Source organism: Streptomyces platensis (genome assembly GCF_008704855.1).
Classification (GTDB): domain Bacteria; phylum Actinomycetota; class Actinomycetes; order Streptomycetales; family Streptomycetaceae; genus Streptomyces; species Streptomyces platensis.
In genome coordinates this window covers 6,374,609-6,398,772 of record NZ_CP023691.1, presented here as the reverse complement: position 1 = coordinate 6,398,772, position 24,164 = coordinate 6,374,609, and the positions used below count along the sequence as shown (strand labels likewise).

The window sequence follows — 24,164 nt, the reverse complement described above, 5'->3', positions numbered from 1 at the left end:
GGCCCGTGTGAACCGGCTCACAGCCGCCCGGCCGCTGCTCCTGTCACCACCTGCACCCTTGCGTGCAGTGCAAGGCACCGTTGCCTGCCTTGCACTGGAGTCATCCCCAACGGGCGCCCACGCTACGGACCATGACTTCCACACCCGCCGGCAAGCCCGGCGACCTGCTCGCCGTCGTCAGCCAGACCGGTTCGACCGTCACCTTCTTCGACGCCGCCACCCACGAACGTCTTGAGGTGCTGCCGGTCCCGCCGCAGCCCCATGAGCTCTGCTACGACCCGGACCACCGGCTGCTGTACTGCGCCAGCACCTACCGCTCCGGCTTCTACAACGCCCACCAGGGCCGGTCCCACCAGATCACCGTCATCGACGTCGACACCCGCAGCATCGTGAAGACCCTCGACACCGCCCCCGACCACGCCCCGCACGGTCTGGCCCTCGACCGCGCCCGCGGCCGGCTGTACGCCAGCGTGGAGGCCACCGACACCGAGCCCGGCGGCGTCCTGGTCCTCGACACCCGCACCCACGCCCGTATCGGCCGCATCTCCACGATGGCCCCCGGCCCGCACTGGTTCGCCGTCACCCCCGACGGACGGTTCGGCTACACCACCAACAAGGAAGCCCCGTTCGTCTCCGTCGTCGACCTCGAACGCGATGAGTGCATCGGCCGCGTCCCCGTCACCGGCAGCGAGGGCCTCGCCGTCGCCCCCGACGGCCGTCATGCGTACGTGGCGGCCCCGAAGGCCAACTTCACCGCCCCACCCTCCGAGCCGACGGGCATCCACGTCATCGACACCGCCACCCACGAGATCATCCGCACCCTCCCCACCAAGGGACAGGTCATGCCGGTCCACGCCACCTCGACCGGCCTGCTGCTGGCCGGCGAACTGCGCCTGAGCAGCACAGCCGGCGGCTCCCTGGACGCTCAACTTCCGGGAGTCCTGACCGTCTTCGCCGCCGATACCCTCGCCCCCGTGGGTGAGGTCGAGGTCGGCCGGGCACCCCTCACCATCACCTCCTCCCCCGACGGCCGCCTCGGCTATGTCTCCGCGAATCTCTCCCACACCGTCACCGTCGTCGACCTCACCACCCTGAGCCCGCTCGCCACCCTGGAAGTCGACCGCGCCGATATGTCGGGCGCCCACGGCCTGGCCTATATCGAATCCCCGCAAAACTGACGCCCATTGCGCACCGCGTCCCAACACGACAAAGGCCCCCGCCATTTGGCGGGGGCCTTGTCCTCTGGAGCCCCAATACGGAATCGAACCGTAGACCTTCTCCTTACCATGGAGACGCTCTGCCGACTGAGCTATTGGGGCGCGGCAACGGAATAGATATTACCCCAACTCGGCGGCAGGTTCGAACCGCACCCGGGCCACTCGCTAAAACGCCGGCTGAAGCAATCCGCCCAGCGCATTGCACGCACCGACCATCTTGTGCAGCTCCCGCCGCGACATCCCCGCATGCACAGGCAGCGCCAGCGTCTCGTCCACCGCGCGCTCCGTCTGAGGCAGAAACACATCCCGCCGCAGCCCCGGCATCCGGTACACCGGAGCCAGCACGGGCACCCGGCACGCCACCCCCTTGGCCCGCAACGTCCGCGCGAACGCGTCCCGGTCCGGCCGCCCGTTGCCCGGCACCCGCACCACATACTGCTCGTAGGTGTGCCCCGCCGCCGGCGTCGGCGTTCCGACCCCGTTGAGCCTGCTGTCCAGATAGGCCGCATGCGTCCGGCGCAGCTCCGCGCCCTCCGGGTCCGCCCCGGGCTCGTCCTCCACCAGCACCAGCAGGCCGTGCCGCTGGCCCACTTCACGGATCCAGCCGGCATCCGCCCGCCGCCCGAAGCGGTTGACCGCCACGACGGCCGCGGTCTGACTCGTCACCACGTCCGACACCGCGGCCGGGTCGAGGCAGTAGCTGTCGCCGTCCACATCGGCGAACACCGGCACCGCGCCCAACTCCACCACGGCCCGGGTCACCTCGGCGCTGCCGTACGCCGGCACCACGACCTCATCACCCGCGCGCACACCGGCTGACTTGAGCGTTCCTACTGTCCGCATGACACGGATCCTGGTCAGCTGAGATGAACTTCGAGTTACGCCCATCACCCGGGGGGCAGAACAAAAAAGCTCCGGTCCCTGAACCAGAGGTTCAGGGACCGGAGCTGAAAAATTGTTCGGCGGCGTCCTACTCTCCCACAGGGTCCCCCCTGCAGTACCATCGGCGCTGAAAGGCTTAGCTTCCGGGTTCGGAATGTAACCGGGCGTTTCCCTAACGCAATGACCACCGAAACACTATGAAGATATCAACCCGGACATGACACAGGTCGTTACTTCAGAACCTACACAGTGGACGCGAGCAACTGAGGACAAGCCCTCGGCCTATTAGTACCAGTCAACTCCACCCGTTACCGGGCTTCCATATCTGGCCTATCAACCCAGTCGTCTACTGGGAGCCTTAACCCCTCAAAGGGGGTGGGAGCACTCATCTCGAAGCAGGCTTCCCGCTTAGATGCTTTCAGCGGTTATCCTTTCCGAACGTAGCCAACCAGCCATGCCCTTGGCAGGACAACTGGCACACCAGAGGTTCGTCCGTCCCGGTCCTCTCGTACTAGGGACAGCCCTTCTCAATACTCCTACGCGCACAGCGGATAGGGACCGAACTGTCTCACGACGTTCTAAACCCAGCTCGCGTACCGCTTTAATGGGCGAACAGCCCAACCCTTGGGACCGACTCCAGCCCCAGGATGCGACGAGCCGACATCGAGGTGCCAAACCATCCCGTCGATATGGACTCTTGGGGAAGATCAGCCTGTTATCCCCGGGGTACCTTTTATCCGTTGAGCGACGGCGCTTCCACAAGCCACCGCCGGATCACTAGTCCCTACTTTCGTACCTGCTCGACCCGTCAGTCTCACAGTCAAGCTCCCTTGTGCACTTACACTCAACACCTGATTGCCAACCAGGCTGAGGGAACCTTTGGGCGCCTCCGTTACTCTTTAGGAGGCAACCGCCCCAGTTAAACTACCCACCAGACACTGTCCCTGATCCGGATCACGGACCCAGGTTAGACATCCAGCACGACCAGAGTGGTATTTCAACAATGACTCCACAACCACTGGCGTGGCCGCTTCAAAGTCTCCCACCTATCCTACACAAGCCGAACCGAACACCAATATCAAGCTATAGTAAAGGTCCCGGGGTCTTTCCGTCCTGCTGCGCGAAACGAGCATCTTTACTCGTAATGCAATTTCACCGGGCCTATGGTTGAGACAGTCGAGAAGTCGTTACGCCATTCGTGCAGGTCGGAACTTACCCGACAAGGAATTTCGCTACCTTAGGATGGTTATAGTTACCACCGCCGTTTACTGGCGCTTAAGTTCTCAGCTTCGCCACACCGAAATGTGACTAACCGGTCCCCTTAACGTTCCAGCACCGGGCAGGCGTCAGTCCGTATACATCGCCTTACGGCTTCGCACGGACCTGTGTTTTTAGTAAACAGTCGCTTCTCGCTGGTCTCTGCGGCCACCACCAGCTCAGAGTGCAAAACTCATCACCAGCAATGGCCCCCTTCTCCCGAAGTTACGGGGGCATTTTGCCGAGTTCCTTAACCATAGTTCACCCGAACGCCTCGGTATTCTCTACCTGACCACCTGAGTCGGTTTAGGGTACGGGCCGCCATGAAACTCGCTAGAGGCTTTTCTCGACAGCATAGGATCATCCACTTCACCACAATCGGCTCGGCATCAGGTCTCAGGCTTCATGCTGTCCGGATTTACCTGGACAGCGCCCTACACCCTTACCCCGGGACAACCACCGCCCGGGCTGGACTACCTTCCTGCGTCACCCCATCGCTTACCTACTACCACCTTGGATCGGCGGCTCCACCACGTCCCTTTGTCCGAAGACTCCAGGCCGGCTTCACGGCCTTAGCATTAATGGATTCGATATTGGGCGTTTCAAAGCGGGTACCGGAATATCAACCGGTTGTCCATCGACTACGCCTGTCGGCCTCGCCTTAGGTCCCGACTTACCCTGGGCAGATCAGCTTGACCCAGGAACCCTTAGTCAATCGGCGCACACGTTTCCCACGTGTGTATCGCTACTCATGCCTGCATTCTCACTCGTGAACCGTCCACAACTCGTTTCCACGGCTGCTTCACCCGGCACACGACGCTCCCCTACCCATCACAGCCTCCGTTGGGAGTATTGCTGCAATGACATGACTTCGGCGGTGTGCTTGAGCCCCGCTACATTGTCGGCGCGGAATCACTTGACCAGTGAGCTATTACGCACTCTTTCAAGGATGGCTGCTTCTAAGCCAACCTCCTGGTTGTCTCTGCGACTCCACATCCTTTCCCACTTAGCACACGCTTAGGGGCCTTAGTCGATGCTCTGGGCTGTTTCCCTCTCGACCATGGAGCTTATCCCCACAGTCTCACTGCCGCGCTCTCACTTACCGGCATTCGGAGTTTGGCTAAGGTCAGTAACCCGGTAGGGCCCATCGCCTATCCAGTGCTCTACCTCCGGCAAGAAACACACGACGCTGCACCTAAATGCATTTCGGGGAGAACCAGCTATCACGGAGTTTGATTGGCCTTTCACCCCTAACCACAGGTCATCCCCCAGGTTTTCAACCCTGGTGGGTTCGGTCCTCCACGAAGTCTTACCTCCGCTTCAACCTGCCCATGGCTAGATCACTCCGCTTCGGGTCTTGGGCACGCTACTCAACGCCCTATTCGGACTCGCTTTCGCTACGGCTTCCCCACACGGGTTAACCTCGCAACATACCGCAAACTCGCAGGCTCATTCTTCAAAAGGCACGCAGTCACGACACAAGGAACAAGTTCCTTGTGCGACGCTCCCACGGCTTGTAGGCACACGGTTTCAGGTACTATTTCACTCCGCTCCCGCGGTACTTTTCACCATTCCCTCACGGTACTATCCGCTATCGGTCACCAGGGAATATTTAGGCTTAACGGGTGGTCCCGCCAGATTCACACGGGATTTCTCGGGCCCCGTGCTACTTGGGTGTCTCTCAAACGAGCCGCTGATGTTTCAGCTACGGGGGTCTTACCCTCTACGCCGGACCTTTCGCATGTCCTTCGCCTACATCAACGGTTTCTGACTCGTCTCACAGCCGGCAGACTGTGAAAGAGAGATCCCACAACCCCAACCACGCAACCCCTGCCGGGTATCACACGTGACTGGTTTGGCCTCATCCGGTTTCGCTCGCCACTACTCCCGGAATCACGGTTGTTTTCTCTTCCTGCGGGTACTGAGATGTTTCACTTCCCCGCGTTCCCTCCACACTGCCTATGTGTTCAGCAGCGGGTGACAGCCCATGACGACTGCCGGGTTTCCCCATTCGGACACCCCCGGATCAAAGCTTGGTTGACAGCTCCCCGGGGCCTATCGTGGCCTCCCACGTCCTTCATCGGTTCCTGGTGCCAAGGCATCCACCGTGCGCCCTTAAAAACTTGGCCACAGATGCTCGCGTCCACTGTGCAGTTCTCAAGCAACGACCAGCCACCCACCACCCCAACCCGAAGGCTGAGTTCACTGGGGCCAGCATCGCGAAGGTCCAGACATCAGTCCGTACCCTCAGATACCCAACAACGTGCCCGACCCACTCAATCTCCCGGAAGCGTTCCACGCCGAAGCAGTACTAACTTCCAGAGAATCAAGTGTGCCGAATAGTCAACGTTCCACCCATGAGCTAACCACCGTCGAACATTTGCCGACGTAGTGGCTCTGGATCTCTTACGAGATCTAGATGCTCCTTAGAAAGGAGGTGATCCAGCCGCACCTTCCGGTACGGCTACCTTGTTACGACTTCGTCCCAATCGCCAGTCCCACCTTCGACGATTCCCTCCCACAAGGGGTTGGGCCACCGGCTTCGGGTGTTACCGACTTTCGTGACGTGACGGGCGGTGTGTACAAGGCCCGGGAACGTATTCACCGCAGCAATGCTGATCTGCGATTACTAGCAACTCCGACTTCATGGGGTCGAGTTGCAGACCCCAATCCGAACTGAGACCGGCTTTTTGAGATTCGCTCCACCTCGCGGTATCGCAGCTCATTGTACCGGCCATTGTAGCACGTGTGCAGCCCAAGACATAAGGGGCATGATGACTTGACGTCGTCCCCACCTTCCTCCGAGTTGACCCCGGCAGTCTCCTGTGAGTCCCCATCACCCCGAAGGGCATGCTGGCAACACAGAACAAGGGTTGCGCTCGTTGCGGGACTTAACCCAACATCTCACGACACGAGCTGACGACAGCCATGCACCACCTGTACACCGACCACAAGGGGGCGCCTGTCTCCAGACGTTTCCGGTGTATGTCAAGCCTTGGTAAGGTTCTTCGCGTTGCGTCGAATTAAGCCACATGCTCCGCTGCTTGTGCGGGCCCCCGTCAATTCCTTTGAGTTTTAGCCTTGCGGCCGTACTCCCCAGGCGGGGAACTTAATGCGTTAGCTGCGGCACGGACGACGTGGAATGTCGCCCACACCTAGTTCCCAACGTTTACGGCGTGGACTACCAGGGTATCTAATCCTGTTCGCTCCCCACGCTTTCGCTCCTCAGCGTCAGTATCGGCCCAGAGATCCGCCTTCGCCACCGGTGTTCCTCCTGATATCTGCGCATTTCACCGCTACACCAGGAATTCCGATCTCCCCTACCGAACTCTAGCCTGCCCGTATCGAATGCAGACCCGGGGTTAAGCCCCGGGCTTTCACATCCGACGTGACAAGCCGCCTACGAGCTCTTTACGCCCAATAATTCCGGACAACGCTTGCGCCCTACGTATTACCGCGGCTGCTGGCACGTAGTTAGCCGGCGCTTCTTCTGCAGGTACCGTCACTCTCGCTTCTTCCCTGCTGAAAGAGGTTTACAACCCGAAGGCCGTCATCCCTCACGCGGCGTCGCTGCATCAGGCTTTCGCCCATTGTGCAATATTCCCCACTGCTGCCTCCCGTAGGAGTCTGGGCCGTGTCTCAGTCCCAGTGTGGCCGGTCGCCCTCTCAGGCCGGCTACCCGTCGTCGCCTTGGTAGGCCATCACCCCACCAACAAGCTGATAGGCCGCGGGCTCATCCTTCACCGCCGGAGCTTTCCACCACCAGACCATGCGGTCGGTGGTCGTATCCGGTATTAGACCCCGTTTCCAGGGCTTGTCCCAGAGTGAAGGGCAGATTGCCCACGTGTTACTCACCCGTTCGCCACTAATCCCCTCCCGAAGGAGGTTCATCGTTCGACTTGCATGTGTTAAGCACGCCGCCAGCGTTCGTCCTGAGCCAGGATCAAACTCTCCGTGAATGTTTACCGGTAATCCGGTGAAACACACACGAGAGCGGAACGACCAGACGGAATAGGTCCGGTCGTTCACAGCGTCCTCGCTGTGTGTGCCATCCGCACCACATGGGCGGGATGGACTTTTCAAAGGAACCTCATCCTCCGGAAGTGTTTCCGGTGGACGGGGTATCAACATATCTGGCGTTGACTTTTGGCACGCTGTTGAGTTCTCAAGGAACGGACGCTTCCTTTGTGCCTGTCTCACCAGGCTCTCCGGGCGCTTCCCTTCGGTCTTGCGTTTCCGACTCTATCAGATCCTTGCGGGCCCGATTTTCGCCGGTGCGTTTCCGCCTTTCGGGCTTCTTCGCGTTTCCGACTTTACCAGATCCGATTTCGTTCCGTTTCCGGTTCGAATCGTTCCGATTTCCCGTCGGAGGGGAGTGCCTTTCGGCTGATCCGACTTTATCAGATTGCTCTGGGTCGGAATTCCGCCCGGCTTCGCGGGGTGCTCCGTACGCACAGCGTGCGGCGCTTCCCGGTCAGGCGGAGCCGTAAACGTACTGGAGCGGGGCGCCTGGATGCAAATCCAGGCGCCCCGCTCCGACTTGAGTACGTTCGTACGACTCTGTGCGTCAGACCTCGACGACCACGGGGAGGATCATCGGGCGGCGGCGGTAGTTGTCCGACACCCACTTGCCGACCGTGCGGCGGACCAGCTGCTGGAGCTGATGGGGCTCCGTGATGCCGTCCTGTGCCGACTTGGCCAGGGCCTCGTCGATCTTGGGCATCACGCCCGAGAAGGCGGCGTCGTCGATGCCCGAGCCACGGGCGTGGATGTCCGGGCCACCGACGATCTTGCCGGTGGTGCTGTCCACGACCACGTAGACCGAGATGATGCCCTCGTCGCCGAGGATCCGGCGGTCCTTGAGGTGGGCCTCGGTGACATCGCCGACCGAGAGGCCGTCGACGTAGACGTAGCCGGCCTTGACCTTGCCGACGATCTTGGCGACGCCGCCGACCAGGTCGACCACCACGCCGTCCTCGGCGATGACGATCCGGTCCTTCGGCACTCCGGTCAGGGCGCCCAGCTCGGCGTTGGCCCGCAGATGGCGCCATTCGCCGTGCACCGGCATGAGGTTCTTCGGCTTGCAGATGTTGTAGAAGTACAGCAGCTCGCCGGCCGAGGCGTGGCCCGAGACATGGACCTTGGCATTGCCCTTGTGGACCACATCCGCGCCCCAGCGGGTGAGGCCGTTGATCACGCGGTAGACCGCGTTCTCGTTGCCCGGGATGAGGGACGAGGCCAGGATCACCGTGTCGCCCTGGACGATCCGGATCTGGTGGTCGCGGTTGGCCATCCGGGAGAGGGCGGCCATCGGCTCGCCCTGAGAACCCGTGCAGACCAGCACGACCTCGTCGTCCGGGAGATCGTCGAGCACCTTGACGTCGACGACCAGGCCGGCGGGGACCTTCAGATAGCCCAGCTCGCGGGCGATGCCCATGTTGCGGACCATCGAGCGGCCGACGAAGGCGACCCGGCGGCCGTACTCATGGGCGGCGTCGAGGATCTGCTGGATGCGGTGCACATGGCTGGCGAAGCTGGCGACGATGATGCGCTTCTGGGCGTTCGCGAAGACCGTGCGCAGGACGTTGGAGATGTCCCGCTCGGGTGGGACGAAGCCCGGCACCTCGGCGTTCGTGGAGTCGGAGAGCAGAAGGTCGATGCCTTCCTCGCCGAGTCGCGCGAAGGCGGGGAGGTCGGTCAGACGGCGGTCCAGCGGGAGCTGGTCCATCTTGAAGTCGCCGGTGTGCACGACCATGCCCGCGGGGGTGCGGATGGCGACCGCCAGCGCGTCCGGGATCGAGTGGTTGACCGCGACGAATTCGCAGTCGAACGAGCCGATCCGCTCGGTGTGGCCCTCCTTCACCTCAAGGGTGTAGGGGCGGATGCGGTGCTCCTGGAGCTTGGCCTCGATGAGGGCGAGGGTCAGCTTCGAGCCGATGAGCGGGATGTCCGGCTTCTCGCGCAGCAGGTAGGGGACGCCACCGATGTGGTCCTCGTGCCCGTGGGTGAGCACGATGCCGTCGATGTCGTCGAGACGGTCCCTGATGGACGTGAAGTCCGGAAGGATCAGGTCGATTCCGGGCTGCTCCTCCTCGGGGAAGAGCACTCCGCAGTCGACGATCAGCAGCCGGCCGTCGTATTCGAAGACCGTCATGTTGCGGCCGATTTCACCCAGGCCGCCGAGGGGGGTGACGCGCAGGCCACCCTTGGGAAGCTTCGGCGGGGCGCCGAGCTCAGGATGCGGATGACTCAAAAGACTCTCCTCACCACACGCGCCACGCTGCCGTCGAGGGCACGTGGCGCGCATGACATTCGTGCACTTGCTGTAGGGCGATTGTTGGTCCGTATTCAGTTATGAAGTCTGTGATCAGAGCTGTACCCCGCCGGCGGCAAGATCGCGCGTCAGTTGCTCGGTCTCCTCGGGGGAGAGCTCCACGAGCGGCAGCCGCAGCGGACCGGCCGGCAGACCCTGGAGGCCGAGCGCGGCCTTCGTCGTGATGACTCCCTGGGTGCGGAACATGCCGGTGAAGACGGGCAGCAGCTTCTGGTGGATCTCGGTGGCCTTGGTGACGTCGCCGTTGAGGTGGGCGTCCAGGAGGGCGCGCAGCTCGGGGGTCACGATGTGGCCGACCACGGAGACGAAGCCGACGGCGCCGACCGACAGCAGCGGGAGGTTCAGCATGTCGTCGCCGCTGTACCAGGCGAGGCCGGAGCGCGCGATGGCCCAGCTGGCGCGGCCGAGGTCGCCCTTGGCGTCCTTGTTGGCGACGATCCGGGGGTGCTCGGCGAGCCGGACCATGGTCTCGGTGTTGATCGGGACACCGCTGCGGCCCGGGATGTCGTAGAGCATCACCGGCAGCTCGGTGGCGTCCGCGATCGCCGTGAAGTGGCGGAGCAGGCCCTCCTGCGGGGGCTTGCTGTAGTACGGGGTCACCGCGAGCAGGCCATGGGCGCCGGCGTCCTGGGCGGCGCGGGCCAGCTCAAGGCTGTGGTGGGTGTCGTTGGTGCCGGCTCCGGCGACGACAAAGGCGCGGTCGCCCACCGCATCGACCACGGCGCGGACCAGCTGCGATTTCTCCGCATCGCTGGTGGTCGGGGACTCTCCGGTGGTGCCGTTGACGATGAGACCGTCATTGCCGGAGTCCACCAGATGGGCAGCGAGCCGCTGCGCGCCGTCGAGATCGAGAGCGCCATCCGGCGTGAATGGCGTGACCATGGCGGTCAGCACCCGCCCGAAGGGGGTCTGCGGTGTGGAAGTCGGAGCCATGGGTCCCACGCTACTCGTAGCTCACCGCGGGTTGCGCCTCTGGGGAGCAAGGATGTGGACACCGGCACTGCCTGCTCGGGGGTTCAAGCAGTGCCGGGTCCGTCTGTTCAGCGTAAATGAACTTCTCAAAATGCCGCAATCCGGACACTTCGCACGTCTGTCCTGCGCGCCCCCGTAACCGGCCCGCGGCCTGGGCCTTACGGAGCGATCCGGCCATTCGCATTGAATGCGCCGTACGTGAGCGGCATGAGCTTGGCCCAGTGGGCCTCCATCTGCTCGCCGACCATCTCGATCTCGCGCTGCGGGAAGGACGGCACCTTCGCCTGCTCGTGCTGGGTCCGCAGGCCCAGGAAGTGCATCAGGGAGCGGGCATTGCAGGTCGCGTACATCGAGGAGAACAGGCCGACGGGGAGCACCGCGCGGGCGACCTCGCGGGCGACGCCGGCGGCGAGCATCTCCTGATACGCCTCGTAGGCCCGGCGGTAGGAATCCTCCATGACGCGGCCGGTGAGCTCGGCCTGCTCCTGGGTGCCGTCGACGAATTCGTACTTGCCGGGGCGGCCCTGCTGGACGAGCTTGCGCGACTCACCGGGGACGTAGAAGACCGGGTCCAGCCGGCGGTAGCGGCCGGATTCCTCGTTGTACGACCAGCCGACGCGGTGCCGCATGAACTCGCGGAAGACGAAGATCGGCGCGCTGATGAAGAACGTCATGGAGTTGTGCTCGAACGGGCTGCCGTGCCGGTCCCGCATGAGGTAGTTGATCAAGCCCTTGGAGCGCTCCGGGTCCTTCTGGAGCTCCTCAAGAGACTGCTCGCCGGCCGTGGAGACACGGGCCGCCCACAGCACATCGCTGTCCGCGGCGCTGTGCTTGACCAGCTCGACCGTCACCTCGCTCCGGAAGCTGACGGCTGCGCTGTCGGGGCTCGCAGCGCTCTCGGCAGGGGTCTGGGACACCGGCGGTTCCTTCCGTTCGTTCCTCGTGCGCGCCCAGCCTACGACCCGCCACTGACAGCTCAGGAAATGCGACATGATGGTGCATTAGCTGCAAAACGGGCACTCTGTAGCAGCCTGCGGAGCGCCAGTTGATAATTTTCACAGAAGTCTCGGAAAACGGGCACCAACCGGACTCCGCAGACGTCTAACCCTGTGACAGTGCCCACTTCGAGGTTCCTAGGAGAGCCCGCTCATGTTCCGCCGGCGAGAGCCCGTCCCGTTCGCCTTCGTTGCCGAGGCAGACCGGTTCCGCAGCAATGTCACTCCCCCGCCGCGACAGCGCGCTTCCCGCGCGCAGCTCCTCGGCCAGTCTCTCATCGCGCTGACAGTCATGGGTGGCCTGACCGGCGCCCTGCTGTTCGGCGTCCCCGCCCTGTCGCAGGACAGTTCCGGGGCGAGCCGGGTGCATCAGTCCGAGGCACATCGCTGAACGGGCGGGCGGGGCGTGCCGGAAAGTGGTTCCGCTCCGCCGGTCCCGATAACCTCACCGGTCACAGCTTCCAACAGCGTGCCCATGAGTGAGGATCAGCCGTGCCCCTGCCCTTCCTGACGGCCGACCGCGACCTCGACACCGGGGCCGCGGAGACCGCCGCACTGCCGCATGACGAGCCCGACCACTGGCGCCGTCCCTACCGCCCCGGACCGTGGCGGGTAGGGGCGGCGGCGGTGCTTTTGCTGCTCGCGTCGTTCGTTCTGCTCTCCGCGATGATCATCGCGATGGCCGGCTCGCTGCCCGGCGCCGCGGCCTGTGCGGCCGTGGGGGCGCTGATGATCGCCCTCGCCCTGCGGCTGCTGCGCGTCGGTCTGTGGGTCAGCGCGCAGGGTCTGCGCCAGGTGAACCTGCTGCGTACGGCGACCGAGCCGTGGAGCGCCATCGCTGCCGTGCGCACCCGCCAGCAGCCGGTGCGCTGGCTGGGGCTGCCGCGGACGGTGCAGGGACAGGCCCTGATCATCGAGCGGACGCAGGGGGAGCCGTTGCGCACCCTGATCACCGACCACAACGGCGACTTCCTGTCCCGTCCGGAGGCCTTCGAACGGGCCGCGGACGTCCTGGAGGCCTGGGCGGCGGAGCACCGCGGCTGAGCCTTCGCTGCTCGTCCGTGGTGGCGCCCGCCGGGCGCCGTGTGCCTACGGGGCAGGACCGGTCGGCCCTGCCCCGTAGGACAGCTCAGGCAGCCGGGACGGCCTTGTGGTCGTGCAGGGCGATGGCGCGCTGCATCGCCTTACGGGCGCGGGGGGTGTCCCGGGCGTCGTGGTAGGCCACCGCGAGCCGGAACCACGTACGCCAGTCGCCGGGCGCTTCCTCGGTCTCGGCCTGCCGCCGGGCGAAGACCGCATCGGCCGCGTCCCGGTCGATCCGGCCGCCGGGGGTGCGCTGGAGCTCGTCGGCCGGCGGTGCGCCCTCGGCCTCCAGCACCCGCGCCAGCCGGTGGGCGTCGCGGGCGAAGCGGGTGTTGTGCCAGAGGAACCAGCCACCGATGCCCGGCAGCAGGAAGGCCACCGCTCCCATGCCCATGGCCGCCGGCTCGCCGGTCAGCAGGAGGAGGACGCCTTCCAGCGCCACCACGCCGAACACCAGGATCAGCACGGTGGCGAGGAAGAAGTACGTGATCTTTCCGCCCATATCCGTCAGCCCAGGTCGAGGAAGTTTTCCAGGCCCACGGTCAGGCCCGGAGTGTTCACCACCCGGCGCACACCGAGCAGGATGCCCGGCATGAAGCTGCTGTGGTGGAGGGAGTCATGGCGGATGGTGAGGGTCTCGCCCTCGCCGCCGAAGAGCACCTCCTGGTGGGCCAGCAGACCGCGCAGCCGTACGGAGTGCACGGGAACACCGTCCACGTCCGCGCCGCGGGCGCCGTCCAGCGCGGTGCTGGTGGCGTCCGGCTGCGGGGCGCAGCCGGCCTCCTCACGGGCCTTGGCGATCAGCTGAGCGGTGCGGGCGGCGGTGCCGGACGGGGCGTCCGCCTTCTTCGGGTGGTGCAGCTCGACGACCTCGACCGACTCGAAGAACCGGGCCGCCTGCTGGGCGAACCGCATGGTCAGCACCGCACCGATGGAGAAGTTCGGGGCGATGAGCACGCCCGCCCCGGGCGAGGCGGCGAGCGAGGTGCGCAGCTGCGCCAGGCGCTCATCGGTCCACCCGGTCGTCCCGACCACCGCGTGGATACCGTGACGCACACAGAAGTCGAGGTTGCCCATCACCGCGCCGGGGTTGGTCAGCTCGACCACGACCTGGGCGCCGGCCTCGACCAGCGTCTCCAGCTTGTCGCCCCGGCCCAGCCCGGCGACCAGCTCCATGTCCTCGGCGGCCTCGACGGCCCGTACGGCCTCGGAGCCGATGCGTCCCTGGGCTCCCAGTACGGCCACGCGCAGCTTGCTCATCGTTTCCCGTCTCTCTCTTGGTGGTATCGCAGCGGGGCCTATGCGACGACGTCGTCCAGCCGGGCCGCCTGCCGGTCCTTCAGGGGGCCGATGACGGACAGCGAGGGACGGGTGCCCAGGACGTCCCGGGCCACCTCGCGCACCTCGTCCGGGGTGACGGCGGCGATCCGCGCGAGCATCTCGTCGACCGACATCTGCTCGCCCCAGCACAGCTCGCTCTTGCCGATGCGGTGCATCAGCGCGCCGGTGTCCTCCAGGCCGAGGACGGTCGAGCCGCGCAGCTGGCCGATCGCGCGGTGGATCTCGTCGTCGGTGAGGCCCTGGGCCGCCACCTGGTCGAGTTCGTCGCGGCAGATCTTGAGGACGTCGTGCACCTGGTTCGGGCGGCAGCCGGCGTAGACACCGAACAGCCCGCAGTCGGCGAAGCCCGAGGTGTACGAGTACACGCTGTAGGCCAGGCCGCGCTTCTCGCGGACCTCCTGGAAGAGGCGGGAGCTCATCCCGCCGCCCAGGGCGGTGTTCAGCACGCCCATCGCCCATCGCCGGTCGTCGTTGCGCGCCATCCCGGGCATCCCGAGGATCACATGCGCCTGCTCGGTCTTGCGGTTGAGCAGTTCGACGCGGCCGGCGGTGCGGATGGCGCGGTTGCCGGAGCGCGGCGCCATCGGGACGGCGTCCGTCCGGTCCAGGGCCCCGGCCTGCTCGAAGGCGCGGCGGACCAGGCGGACGACCTTGGCGTGGTCGATGTTGCCGGCGGCCGTGACGACGAGGTGGGTGGGGTCGTAGTGCTTCTTGTAGAAGCGGCGGATGCGCTCGGGGGTGAGGGCGTTGACGGTGTCGACGGTGCCCAGGACCGGGCGGCCGAGCGGGGTGTCACCGAGCATGGTGTGCGCGAACAGGTCGTGCACACAGTCGCCCGGGTCGTCCTCGGTCATCGCGATCTCTTCGAGGATGACGCCGCGCTCGGCGTCCACGTCCTCGGCCTCCACCAGCGAGCCGGTGAGCATGTCGCACACCACGTCTATGGCGAGCGGCAGATCGGTGTCCAGCACCCGCGCGTAGTAGCAGGTGTACTCCTTCGCGGTGAAGGCGTTCATCTCGCCGCCGACCGCGTCGATGGCGGCGGAGATGTCCAGCGCGCTGCGCCGCTCGGTGCCCTTGAAGAGCAGGTGCTCCAGGTAGTGCGTGGCGCCGTTCAGAGACGGGGTCTCGTCACGGGAGCCGACGTTCGCCCAGATCCCGAAGGTGACGGAGCGGACCGTCGGCAGTGTCTCGGTGACGATGCGCAGACCGCCGGGGAGGGTGGTCCGGCGGACCGTGCCGGCGCCCGCGGTGCCCTTGAGAAGCGTTTGGGTACGGGCGACGGCCCGCCCCTCCGTGGAGGTGCGGGCCGTCGTCGTGTGCGTACGGGACGTCACTTGGCGGCGTCGTCCTTCGTGCCTTCGGCCGCATCCTCTTCCTCGATCACGGGGATCAGGGAGAGCTTGCCGCGCTGGTCGATCTCGGCGATCTCGACCTGGACCTTGGCGCCGACCGCGACCACGTCCTCGACGTTCTCCACGCGCTTGCCACCGGCGAGCTTGCGGATCTGCGAGATGTGGAGCAGGCCGTCCTTGCCCGGGAGCAGGGAGACGAACGCACCGAAGGTGGTGGTCTTGACGACCGTGCCCAGGTAGCGCTCGCCGACCTCCGGCATGGTCGGGTTGGCGATGCCGTTGATCGTGGCGCGGGCGGCCTCGGCGGCCGGGCCGTCGGCGGCACCGATGTAGATGGTGCCGTCGTCCTCGATCGTGATGTCGGCGCCGGTGTCCTCCTGGATCTGGTTGATCATCTTGCCCTTGGGGCCGATGACCTCACCGATCTTGTCCACCGGGATCTTGACGGTGATGATCCGCGGGGCGTTCGGGGACATCTCGTCCGGAACGTCGATGGCCTCGTTCATCACATCGAGGATGTGCAGACGGGCGTCGCGGGCCTGCTTGAGCGCGGCGGCCAGGACGGAGGCCGGGATGCCGTCCAGCTTGGTGTCCAGCTGGAGGGCGGTCACGAAGGTCTTCGTGCCGGCGACCTTGAAGTCCATGTCACCGAAGGCGTCCTCCGCACCGAGGATGTCGGTGAGGGCGACGTAGTGGGTCTGGCCGTCGATCTCCTGGGAGATCAGACCCATGGCGATACCGGCGACCGGGGCCTTGAGGGGCACACCGGCGTTCAGCAGCGACATGGTGGAGGCGCAGACCGAGCCCATGGACGTCGAGCCGTTGGAGCCCAGCGCCTCGGAGACCTGGCGGATCGCGTAGGGGAACTCCTCGCGGGTCGGCAGCACCGGCACGATGGCGCGCTCGGCGAGCGCACCGTGGCCGATCTCGCGGCGCTTGGGCGCACCCACGCGGCCGGTCTCACCGACGGAGTACGGCGGGAAGTTGTAGTTGTGCATGTAGCGCTTGCGGGTCACCGGGGAGAGGGTGTCCAGCTGCTGCTCCATGCGGAGCATGTTGAGGGTGGTGACGCCCAGGATCTGGGTCTCGCCACGCTCGAACAGCGCGGAACCGTGCACCCGCGGGATGGCCTCGACCTCGGCGGCGAGCGTACGGATGTCCGTGACGCCGCGGCCGTCGATGCGCTTCTTCTCCTTGATGACGCGCTCACGGACCAGGCTCTTGGTCAGCGAACGGTACGCGGCGGAGATTTCCTTCTCGCGGCCCTCGAACTGCGGGAGCAGCTTCTCGGCGGCCACGCTCTTGACGCGGTCCAGCTCGGTCTCGCGCTCCTGCTTGCCGGCGATGGTCAGCGCCTGGGAGAGCTCGTCCTTGACCGCGGCGGTGAGCGCCTCCAGGACGTCGTCCTGGTAGTCGAGGAAGATCGGGAACTCGCCGACGGGCTTGGCAGCCTTGGCGGCGAGGTCCGACTGGGCCTTGCACAGGACCTTGATGAAGGGCTTGGCGGCTTCCAGACCGGCGGCGACGACCTCTTCGGTCGGGGCCTCGGCGCCATCCTTGACCAGCTGGATGGTCTTCTCGGTGGCCTCGGCCTCGACCATCATGATCGCGACGTCGCCGTCCGGGAGGACCCGGCCGGCCACGACCATGTCGAAGACGGCGTCCTCGAGCTCGGTGTGGGTCGGGAAGCCCACCCACTGGCCGTTGATCAGGGCGACACGGGTGCCGCCGACCGGGCCGGAGAAGGGCAGGCCGGCCAGCTGCGTGGAGCAGGAGGCGGCGTTGATGGCGACCACATCGTAGAGGTGGTCGGGGTTGAGCGCCATGACCGTCTCGACGATCTGGATCTCGTTGCGCAGGCCCTTCTTGAAGGAGGGGCGCAGCGGGCGGTCGATCAGGCGGCAGGTGAGGATCGCGTCCTCGGAGGGGCGGCCCTCACGGCGGAAGAAGGAACCGGGGATCTTCCCGGCTGCGTACATCCGCTCCTCGACGTCGACGGTCAGCGGGAAGAAGTCCAGCTGGTCCTTCGGAGTCTTGGAAGCGGAGGTGGCCGACAGCACCATGGTGTCGTCGTCCAGGTACGCCACGGCGGAACCGGCGGCCTGCTTGGCCAGGCGGCCCGTCTCGAAGCGGATGGTGCGGGTGCCGAAGGAACCGTTGTCGATCACGGCTTCGGCGTAGTGGGTCTCGTTCTCCACCAGGAATATCTCCTCGTATGTGTCCGCTGCCCGTGTGGCAGGGGACCGTCTTCGGTGGAGCGCCGGTACGGGCCGGTCTTCGATCGAAGCACCCGGAGTGAGAGCCATGGAGTGTCTCCATGGATCGCCCGGGGGCCACTACCGAGGACCGGCGGCCAGGTGGCGCTCCTACCGCGTTCGCTTTTTGCGATATGGCACCAGACTACAAAGCTTCCGTCCACCTCGCGGCGGGACGGGGTCCGGTGCGTATGGCAAAGGGAGCGGCCCCCGGGTGGGAACCGCTCCCTCTACGGCGTCTTACTTGGCGCCCGCCGCGCCGCGGCGGATGCCCAGGCGCTCGACCAGCGCACGGAAGCGCGTGATGTCCTTCTTCGCCAGGTACTGCAGCAGGCGGCGGCGCTGGCCGACGAGCAGCAGCAGACCACGGCGGGAGTGGTGGTCGTGCTTGTGGGTCTTGAGGTGCTCGGTCAGGTCCGAGATCCGGCGGGAGAGCATCGCGACCTGAACCTCGGGGGAACCGGTGTCACCCTCCTTGGTGGCGAACTCGGCCATGATCTGCTTCTTCGTAGCGGCGTCGAGCGACACGCGGTACTCCTCTTGGTTTCGGTCCGTGAGCGCCCCTGGATTTGCTGCACAGGGAATCTTGGATGACTCGACCGGACCGTCACACAGCGTACCAGCTGGCAACGGCCCCCCGACCGGCTGGTCGGGGGGCCGTGGAAAAGCCGGTGAGCGGGGGCCTAGCTGCTGCTGGTGAGGCCGCGCACCGTGGCGTACACGTCCAGGACCGCCAGGCACAGCGGCACCAGGGACAGCAGGACCACACCGTCGAAGAGGTCGAAGATCCGGCCCCAGAAGGGGGTGACGCCCTTGCGCGGGACGACGAGGCCGACGCCCACCAGGAGGGCGGCACCCGCCGCGATGCTGCTGGAGAACCAGACCGTGCGGATGTTCAGCGGGCCGGCGTCCCGGAAGCGCTCCAGCTCGACGAAGATCTCCGTCGGCGGGTTCAGCGCGATGCCGAGGATCAGCAGGACGATCGTGAGGATGCCCGCGATGGTCAGGCAGGCGACCTGTGCGGTGTAGTCGAAGAGCCGGGCGCGCAGCATGACCGTGATGCCCGCGGCCAGCGCCAGCAGCTGGGCCCACATGTTGTCGGAGAAGCCGAGGACCGCACCGGCCGAGCCGACGACCAGGGCGGCGCAGCCGGCGACCAGACCGAGCAGCAGCTCGTGTCCGCGCTTGGCCTGGTTGCCGATCTTGACGAAGTCGACGGACTCGGTCTCGCTGCTGTTGTCGTACGAGCCCTTCGCGATCTGGTCGGGCGACTTGTAGCCGATCGGCAGCCTGGCGAAGCGGGCGGAGAGGCCGGGCAGCCAGGCGACCAGCGCGATGGCGACGACGGCGGTGACGGCGGCGACCTCGATGGGTGCGGCGTCGGTGAGGATCGCGGCGAAGACCGCGAGGGTGCCCATGGCGGAGAGGAACGCGGCGGCGACGAAGGGTGCGTCACCGCGCGGCAGCAGGACCACCAGGAGTGCGGAGGCGATCAGTACCGTCACACAGCCGACGAGGAGGTGCAGCCGGCCGGGGCCCGCGCCCTCCTCGACGGGGAAGATGCCGGAGCCGGCGAGCAGCAGATGCGGGAGCGAGGCCAGGCCCAGTGCGATGGAGGAGCCGTGGTCGTCGTAGACACGGGCGCGGACGCCGGCCAGCGCGACCAGGACGATGCCGACGACACCGGCGATGATGCCGGGCAGGCGGTGCATGTCGCGGTCCAGCGGGTTCGAGAACCACAGGGCGAACGCCATCATGACGAGCAGGAGCACACCGGCGGAGAGGCCGACGACATGCATGAGGTCGTCGCTCCAGCGGCTGCGGTTGCGCTTGACCGCGGAGGCGACGGCGTCGGAGACATCGTCGAAGACCGGGAGCGGCAGCGACTCGGCGAACGGCTTCAGAAGAAGAAGGTCGCCGTCGAGGATCTGCTGCTGCGCGAGCGACTGCCCGGCGTCAAGTACCGTGCCGTCGCGGCGTACAAGGTGATAGCCGGTCGGGGCGCCCTCCGCCTGGGACTGACCGGAGAGCCGCAGAATCTCCGGGTAAATGTCCACGAGTGCGACGTCTTCCGGCAGAGCCACATCGATCCGTGCGTCCGGCGCGGCGACTGTGACCCGGCAAAAGCCGGTGCCAGTGCTCGTGCTCACCTGGCGGTTCCCCCTATCCGTTGGGCGTTTTGTCGCTTCGCGCGCCGTATATATAGAGCCGTCACTATGGGGCTGCGGCACGCTCGCGAGGCGTCAGCGTACCGTCCAATTCGGCGGCCGCCCCACCCGCCCCGAGACTTGACGCTTAACAGTAGGATCAACGCCTGCGTCGGGCCAAGTACTTGGCTCGGGGGACCGTCGAATCCAACGGGGGCGGTCCGAGACTGCGAGATGCATGAAGGACTGATGCCTCGGTGAGCGTTGTCATCGTCAAGCGCCCGCCCCGCGCGCTGCCACCTCAAGTCCCCTCGGAGGAGGTGACACTCGAGGCACCTCCGGAGCTGCCGCGTGAGGGTGAATCAGAGAACATGCTGATGACCCTTATGCCCATGATGGGCATGGCGTCATCGGCGGGATTCTTGTTCATGGGCAATCAGCCGTTCATGAAAATCATGGGCGGCTTTATGGTGGCGTCCACTCTGGCAATGGCGATCGTGCAGATCGTCAAGGCCCGCCAAGGGCCTTCCGGGCAAATGCTCCAAGAGCGCCAGGATTACCTCAAGTACCTTACGCAGAAGCGAAAAGAGGTACGGCGTACCGCGCGTAAGCAGCGGGACGCGCAGCTGTTCACCCACCCCGACCCGAGCCAGTTGTGGTCCATCGTGGCCGAGGGCAAACGCGTCTGGGAGCGCCGGGCGAGCGACCCGGACTTCGGGCAGGTACGGCTGGGACTCGGGCCGCAGCAGCTGGCCACTCCCCTGCGGGCCCCGGAGACCGCGCCGGTCGACGAGCTGGAACCGCTCACCGCGCATGCGATGAAGGAGTTCCTCGACAAGCACGGGCACTTGGACAACCTGCCGCTGGCGGTCTCGCTGCGCGCCTTCTACCACCTGACCGTCTCCGGCGACCCGGACACGGTCTACGGCGCCTCGCGCGCCCTCGTCGCCCAGCTGTGCACGCTGCACTCGCCCGAGGACCTGGTGGTGGCCGTCGTCGCCGCGCCCGGTGCGCAGGCGGAGTGGGAGTGGACGAAGTGGCTGCCGCACGTGCAGGACAAGACCACGGACGGCGCCGGATCGCGCCGGCTGGTCGTCGGCGACCTCGGTGAGATCGAGGAGCTGCTGGCGGACGACCTGGAGGGCCGCGGCCGGTTCAACCCGCAGGGCACTCCGGTGACCGACGCCCCGCATGTGGTGATCGTGCTGGACGGCGGCGAGGTACCGATGGACTCGGTGATCGCCGGGGCCGAGGGCCTTCAGGGCGTCACCATCCTGGAGGTCGTACCGGGCGATCTGGACGAGATCCGGGGCGGTCTGGCCGTCCAGGTCCAGCCGGGCAAGCTGGTGCTGGAGTCGGCCAGCGGCGCGGTCTACCACGGTGTCTGCGACACCCTGTCGATCGCCGAGTCGGAGGCGCTGGCGCGCCAGCTGGCCCCGCTGCGGGCGGGTTCGGGCGCGGACGGTGAGGAACCGCTGCTGTCGAACCTGGACTTCACCGATCTGCTGAACCTCGGTGACGCCGGTTCCGTCGATGTGTCGCGTACGTGGCGGCCGCGGACGCTGCACGAGCGGCTGCGGGTGCCGATCGGTGTCGACAAGGACGGCCAGCCCGTCATGCTCGACATCAAGGAGGCCTCGCAGGAGGGCATGGGCCCGCACGGCCTGTGTGTCGGTGCGACCGGTTCCGGTAAGTCCGAGGTGCTGCGCACCCTGGTGCTCGCCCTCGCGGTCACCCACTCCTCGGAGACCCTGAACTTCATCCTCGCGGACTTCAAGGGTGGCGCCACCTTCACCGGTATGTCCGAGATGCCGCACGTCGCGGCCGTCATCACCAACCTCGGTGAGGACGTCACCCTGATCGACCGCATGCGCGACTCGATCACCGGTGAACTCCAGCGCCGTCAGGAGCTGCTGCGCTCGGCGGGCAACTACGCCAACATCACCGACTACGAGAAGGCGCGTGCCGCGGGTGCCCCGCTGGACCCGCTGCCCTCACTGGTGATGGTGCTCGACGAGTTCTCCGAGCTGCTGACCGCCAAGCCCGACTTCATCGACATGTTCATCCAGATCGGCCGGATCGGCCGGTCGATGGGTGTGCACATGCTGCTCGCCTCGCAGCGCCTGGAAGAGGGCAAGCTGCGCGGTCTGGACACCTTCCTGTCCTACCGGCTGGGTCTGCGGACGTTCTCCGCGGCCGAGTCGCGGACCGCGATCGGTGTGCCGGACGCCTACCACCTGCCGAACGTCCCGGGTTCCGGCATCCTCAAGTACGACACCGAGACGATGGTGCAGTTCAAGGCCGCGTACGTCTCGGGTCCCTACCGCGGCCCGGGTGCCGGCGGCGGCCCCGGCGGCAGCCGGACCCGGCGTCTGCCGGTGCCGTTCACCGCGGCCCCGGTCATCGAGCAGATCATCGAGGACCCCACCCCGGTCGAGCCGGTCGAGCCGGAGCAGGACGACGCGCTGGCCGACACCGTGCTCGACGTCATCGTCCAGCGCATGCAGGGCCAGGGCCCGCCGGCGCACCAGGTGTGGCTGCCGCCGCTGGACGAGCCGCCCACGGTCAACCAGCTGCTGCCGACGCTCGCGGTCACGCCCGAACGCGGCGTGCACGCACCGGAGTACACCGCGCTCGGCAAGCTCGTGGTGCCGGTCGCGCTGGTGGACAAGCCGTTCGAGCAGCGGCGTGACGTGATGTACCTGGACTTCTCCGCGGGCGCCGGTCACGGTCTCGTCGTGGGTGGTCCGCAGTCCGGTAAGTCCACGCTGATCCGGGCCGCCATCGCCTCGTTCGCGCTCACCCACACCCCGGCCGAGGTGCAGTTCTACTGCCTCGACTTCGGTGGCGGCGGCATGCTGAGTATGGAGGGCCTGCCGCACGTCGGTGGTGTCGCCTCGCGTCTGGACGCCGAGAAGGTGCGCCGTACGGTCTCCGAGGTCGTCGGCATCCTCAACGAGCGTGAGGAGTTCTTCCGGGCCAACAGCATCGACTCGATCAGCACCTACCGCCAGCGGCGGGCCTCGGGCGCCTACCCCGACCAGAAGTGGGGCGACGTCTTCCTGGTCATCGACGGCTGGGCGACGTTCAAGACCGACTACGAGCAGATGGACCCGGTGATCCTGGACATCGCCGCCCGTGGTCTCGGTTTCGGTGTCCACCTGATCATCGCCGGTGCGCGCTACACCGAGGTGCGGCCCGCGCTGCGCGACCAGCTCCTCAACCGTGTGGAGCTGCGGCTGGGTGACCCGATGGAGTCGGAGTTCGACCGCAAGCGCGCGGAGAACGTCCCGATGGGCAAGCCGGGTCGCGGTATGTCCCCGGAGAAGCTCGACTTCCTGGCGGCGCTGCCGCGGCTGGACGGGATGAGCGACCCGGAGACGCTCAGCGACGGCGTCGCGAACCTGGTGTCGACGGTCAGCGAGCACTGGCAGGGCGAGCCCGCCCCCGCGGTGCGGATGCTGCCGACGATGCTGCACGTCAACGAGCTGCCCAAGGGCAGCGACTACCCGGATCACGGGATCGCGATCGGTGTCGACGAGACCACGCTGTCGCCGGCGTTCATCGACTTCGAGACCGACCCGCTGCTGGTCATCTACGGCGAGAGCGAGTCGGGCAAGTCGTCGCTGCTGCGGCTGCTGACCAAGCAGATCGCCGAGCGGTACCCGTCCGACAAGGCGCTGATGGTGGTCTCCGACTACCGCCGCGCGCTGCTCGGCGAGGTCCCCGAGAGCCATCTGTACAAGTACTGCGCCGCGGGGCCGCAGTTGCAGGAGGTCATCAGCGGGCTGGCCGGTTCGCTGGGCCGGCGGATGCCGGGCCCGGACGTCACCCCGGAGCAGCTGCGCAACCGCAGCTGGTACGACCTGCCGGACGCGTTCGTCATCGTGGACGACTACGACCTGGTGGCGACCAGCAGCGGCAACCCGCTGCAGCCGCTGCTGGAGTACCTGCCGTTCGCCCGTGACCTGGGTCTGCGCCTGATCATCGCGCGCAGCTCGTCGGGGGCCGGACGATCGTCCTTCGAGCCGGTGATGCAGCGCACCAAGGAGCTCGGTGCGCAGGGTCTGATCCTCTCCGCCGATCCGGCCGAGGGGCCGCTGATGGGCAACATCAAGGGGCAGAGCCTGACGCCCGGACGGGCCACGTTCATCACGCGTAAGCGCGGTGCGCAGCTGGTCCAGACGGGCTGGCTGCCGGCGAACGGCCGCTGACCGGGTTCAGACGAAACGGCGGTGGGGCGTCCCTCTCAGGAGGGGCGCCCCACCGCCGTTTTGCCGTCGGTACGCGGTGTGTCCGCGCCCGTGCCGACCGACCGGCGAGCTG

14 protein-coding genes, 1 tRNA gene and 3 rRNA genes are annotated in these 24,164 nt (G+C 66.3%); 4 read left to right on the top strand and 14 right to left on the bottom strand.

Annotated elements, in window-relative coordinates; genetic code table 11:
* The first annotated feature begins 131 nt into the window (after nt 1-131).
* On the top strand, nt 132-1,178 hold the full coding sequence (locus CP981_RS28425) for a YncE family protein (RefSeq protein WP_085925222.1): 1,047 nt from the start codon (nt 132-134) through the stop codon (nt 1,176-1,178).
* Nucleotides 1,179-1,243: 65 nt separating this feature from the next.
* Here the strand turns inward: CP981_RS28425 and CP981_RS28420 are convergent.
* The 8 genes from CP981_RS28420 to thyX form a co-directional block, all read right to left on the bottom strand.
* Nucleotides 1,244-1,319, bottom strand: a tRNA-Thr gene (locus CP981_RS28420).
* 63 nt (nt 1,320-1,382) lie between these two features.
* Complete coding sequence (locus CP981_RS28415; RefSeq protein WP_085925221.1) at nt 1,383-2,060, bottom strand: DegT/DnrJ/EryC1/StrS family aminotransferase; 678 nt, start codon at nt 2,058-2,060, stop codon at nt 1,383-1,385.
* Nucleotides 2,061-2,174: 114 nt separating this feature from the next.
* Nucleotides 2,175-2,291, bottom strand: a 5S ribosomal RNA gene (gene rrf, locus CP981_RS28410).
* A 73-nt stretch (nt 2,292-2,364) separates the two neighbouring features.
* Nucleotides 2,365-5,485 (bottom strand): 23S ribosomal RNA (locus tag CP981_RS28405).
* 301 nt (nt 5,486-5,786) lie between these two features.
* Nucleotides 5,787-7,315, bottom strand: a 16S ribosomal RNA gene (locus tag CP981_RS28400).
* Together the 16S, 23S and 5S rRNA genes form the textbook arrangement of a ribosomal RNA operon.
* A gap of 608 nt (nt 7,316-7,923) precedes the next feature.
* Nucleotides 7,924-9,609 (bottom strand): ribonuclease J, encoded by a 1,686-nt coding sequence (locus CP981_RS28390; protein WP_085927397.1) that lies wholly within the window; start codon nt 9,607-9,609, stop codon nt 7,924-7,926.
* A 114-nt stretch (nt 9,610-9,723) separates the two neighbouring features.
* Nucleotides 9,724-10,623: a 4-hydroxy-tetrahydrodipicolinate synthase gene (gene dapA, locus CP981_RS28385; protein ID WP_085927396.1), complete on the bottom strand. Its 900-nt coding sequence runs from the start codon at nt 10,621-10,623 to the stop codon at nt 9,724-9,726.
* Between the two features lie 197 nt (nt 10,624-10,820).
* On the bottom strand, nt 10,821-11,579 hold the full coding sequence (thyX, locus tag CP981_RS28380; RefSeq protein WP_085927395.1) for an FAD-dependent thymidylate synthase: 759 nt from the start codon (nt 11,577-11,579) through the stop codon (nt 10,821-10,823).
* 232 nt (nt 11,580-11,811) lie between these two features.
* Here thyX and CP981_RS28375 point away from each other — a divergent pair, with 232 nt between their 5' ends.
* Both CP981_RS28375 and CP981_RS28370 read left to right on the top strand, forming a co-directional pair.
* Entirely contained in the window at nt 11,812-12,048 is a 237-nt protein-coding gene (locus CP981_RS28375; RefSeq protein WP_085927394.1) for a hypothetical protein, read from the top strand.
* A 101-nt stretch (nt 12,049-12,149) separates the two neighbouring features.
* On the top strand, nt 12,150-12,701 hold the full coding sequence (locus CP981_RS28370) for a PH domain-containing protein (RefSeq protein ID WP_085927393.1): 552 nt from the start codon (nt 12,150-12,152) through the stop codon (nt 12,699-12,701).
* 85 nt (nt 12,702-12,786) lie between these two features.
* Here CP981_RS28370 and CP981_RS28365 read toward each other — a convergent pair whose 3' ends face one another.
* The 6 genes from CP981_RS28365 to eccD all read right to left on the bottom strand — a co-directional run bounded on the left by CP981_RS28365 (nt 12,787) and on the right by eccD (nt 19,841).
* Nucleotides 12,787-13,242, bottom strand: a complete 456-nt coding sequence (locus tag CP981_RS28365) for a hypothetical protein (protein ID WP_085927392.1) — start codon at nt 13,240-13,242, stop codon at nt 12,787-12,789.
* A 5-nt stretch (nt 13,243-13,247) separates the two neighbouring features.
* Nucleotides 13,248-14,000: a 4-hydroxy-tetrahydrodipicolinate reductase gene (gene dapB / locus CP981_RS28360; protein WP_085927391.1), complete on the bottom strand. Its 753-nt coding sequence runs from the start codon at nt 13,998-14,000 to the stop codon at nt 13,248-13,250.
* A 38-nt stretch (nt 14,001-14,038) separates the two neighbouring features.
* Complete coding sequence (locus CP981_RS28355; RefSeq protein ID WP_085927390.1) at nt 14,039-15,418, bottom strand: M16 family metallopeptidase; 1,380 nt, start codon at nt 15,416-15,418, stop codon at nt 14,039-14,041.
* Nucleotides 15,415-17,634: a polyribonucleotide nucleotidyltransferase gene (locus tag CP981_RS28350; RefSeq protein ID WP_085927389.1), complete on the bottom strand. Its 2,220-nt coding sequence runs from the start codon at nt 17,632-17,634 to the stop codon at nt 15,415-15,417. Before CP981_RS28350 ends, CP981_RS28355 begins: the two co-directional genes overlap by 4 nt.
* A 297-nt stretch (nt 17,635-17,931) precedes the next feature.
* On the bottom strand, nt 17,932-18,219 hold the full coding sequence (gene rpsO / locus CP981_RS28345) for a 30S ribosomal protein S15 (protein ID WP_006602744.1): 288 nt from the start codon (nt 18,217-18,219) through the stop codon (nt 17,932-17,934).
* 155 nt (nt 18,220-18,374) lie between these two features.
* Nucleotides 18,375-19,841 carry a type VII secretion integral membrane protein EccD gene (gene eccD, locus CP981_RS28340; protein ID WP_085927388.1) on the bottom strand — a complete coding sequence of 489 codons (1,467 nt, stop codon included), beginning with the start codon at nt 19,839-19,841 and terminating at the stop codon, nt 18,375-18,377.
* Nucleotides 19,842-20,095: 254 nt separating this feature from the next.
* On the opposite strand from eccD, the gene eccCa reads away from it, so the two are divergent.
* Nucleotides 20,096-24,052 (top strand): type VII secretion protein EccCa, encoded by a 3,957-nt coding sequence (gene eccCa / locus CP981_RS28335; RefSeq protein WP_085927387.1) that lies wholly within the window; start codon nt 20,096-20,098, stop codon nt 24,050-24,052.
* Nucleotides 24,053-24,164: the final 112 nt, after the last annotated feature.

Coding starts and splice junctions, on each gene's coding strand:
- CP981_RS28425 (WP_085925222.1), top strand. CDS start 132: ATGACTTCCACACCCGCCGGCAAGCCCGGCGACCTGCTCGCCGTCGTC.
- CP981_RS28375 (WP_085927394.1), top strand. CDS start 11,812: ATGTTCCGCCGGCGAGAGCCCGTCCCGTTCGCCTTCGTTGCCGAGGCA.
- dapB (WP_085927391.1), bottom strand. CDS start 14,000: ATGAGCAAGCTGCGCGTGGCCGTACTGGGAGCCCAGGGACGCATCGGC.
- CP981_RS28365 (WP_085927392.1), bottom strand. CDS start 13,242: ATGGGCGGAAAGATCACGTACTTCTTCCTCGCCACCGTGCTGATCCTG.
- CP981_RS28415 (WP_085925221.1), bottom strand. CDS start 2,060: ATGCGGACAGTAGGAACGCTCAAGTCAGCCGGTGTGCGCGCGGGTGAT.
- dapA (WP_085927396.1), bottom strand. CDS start 10,623: ATGGCTCCGACTTCCACACCGCAGACCCCCTTCGGGCGGGTGCTGACC.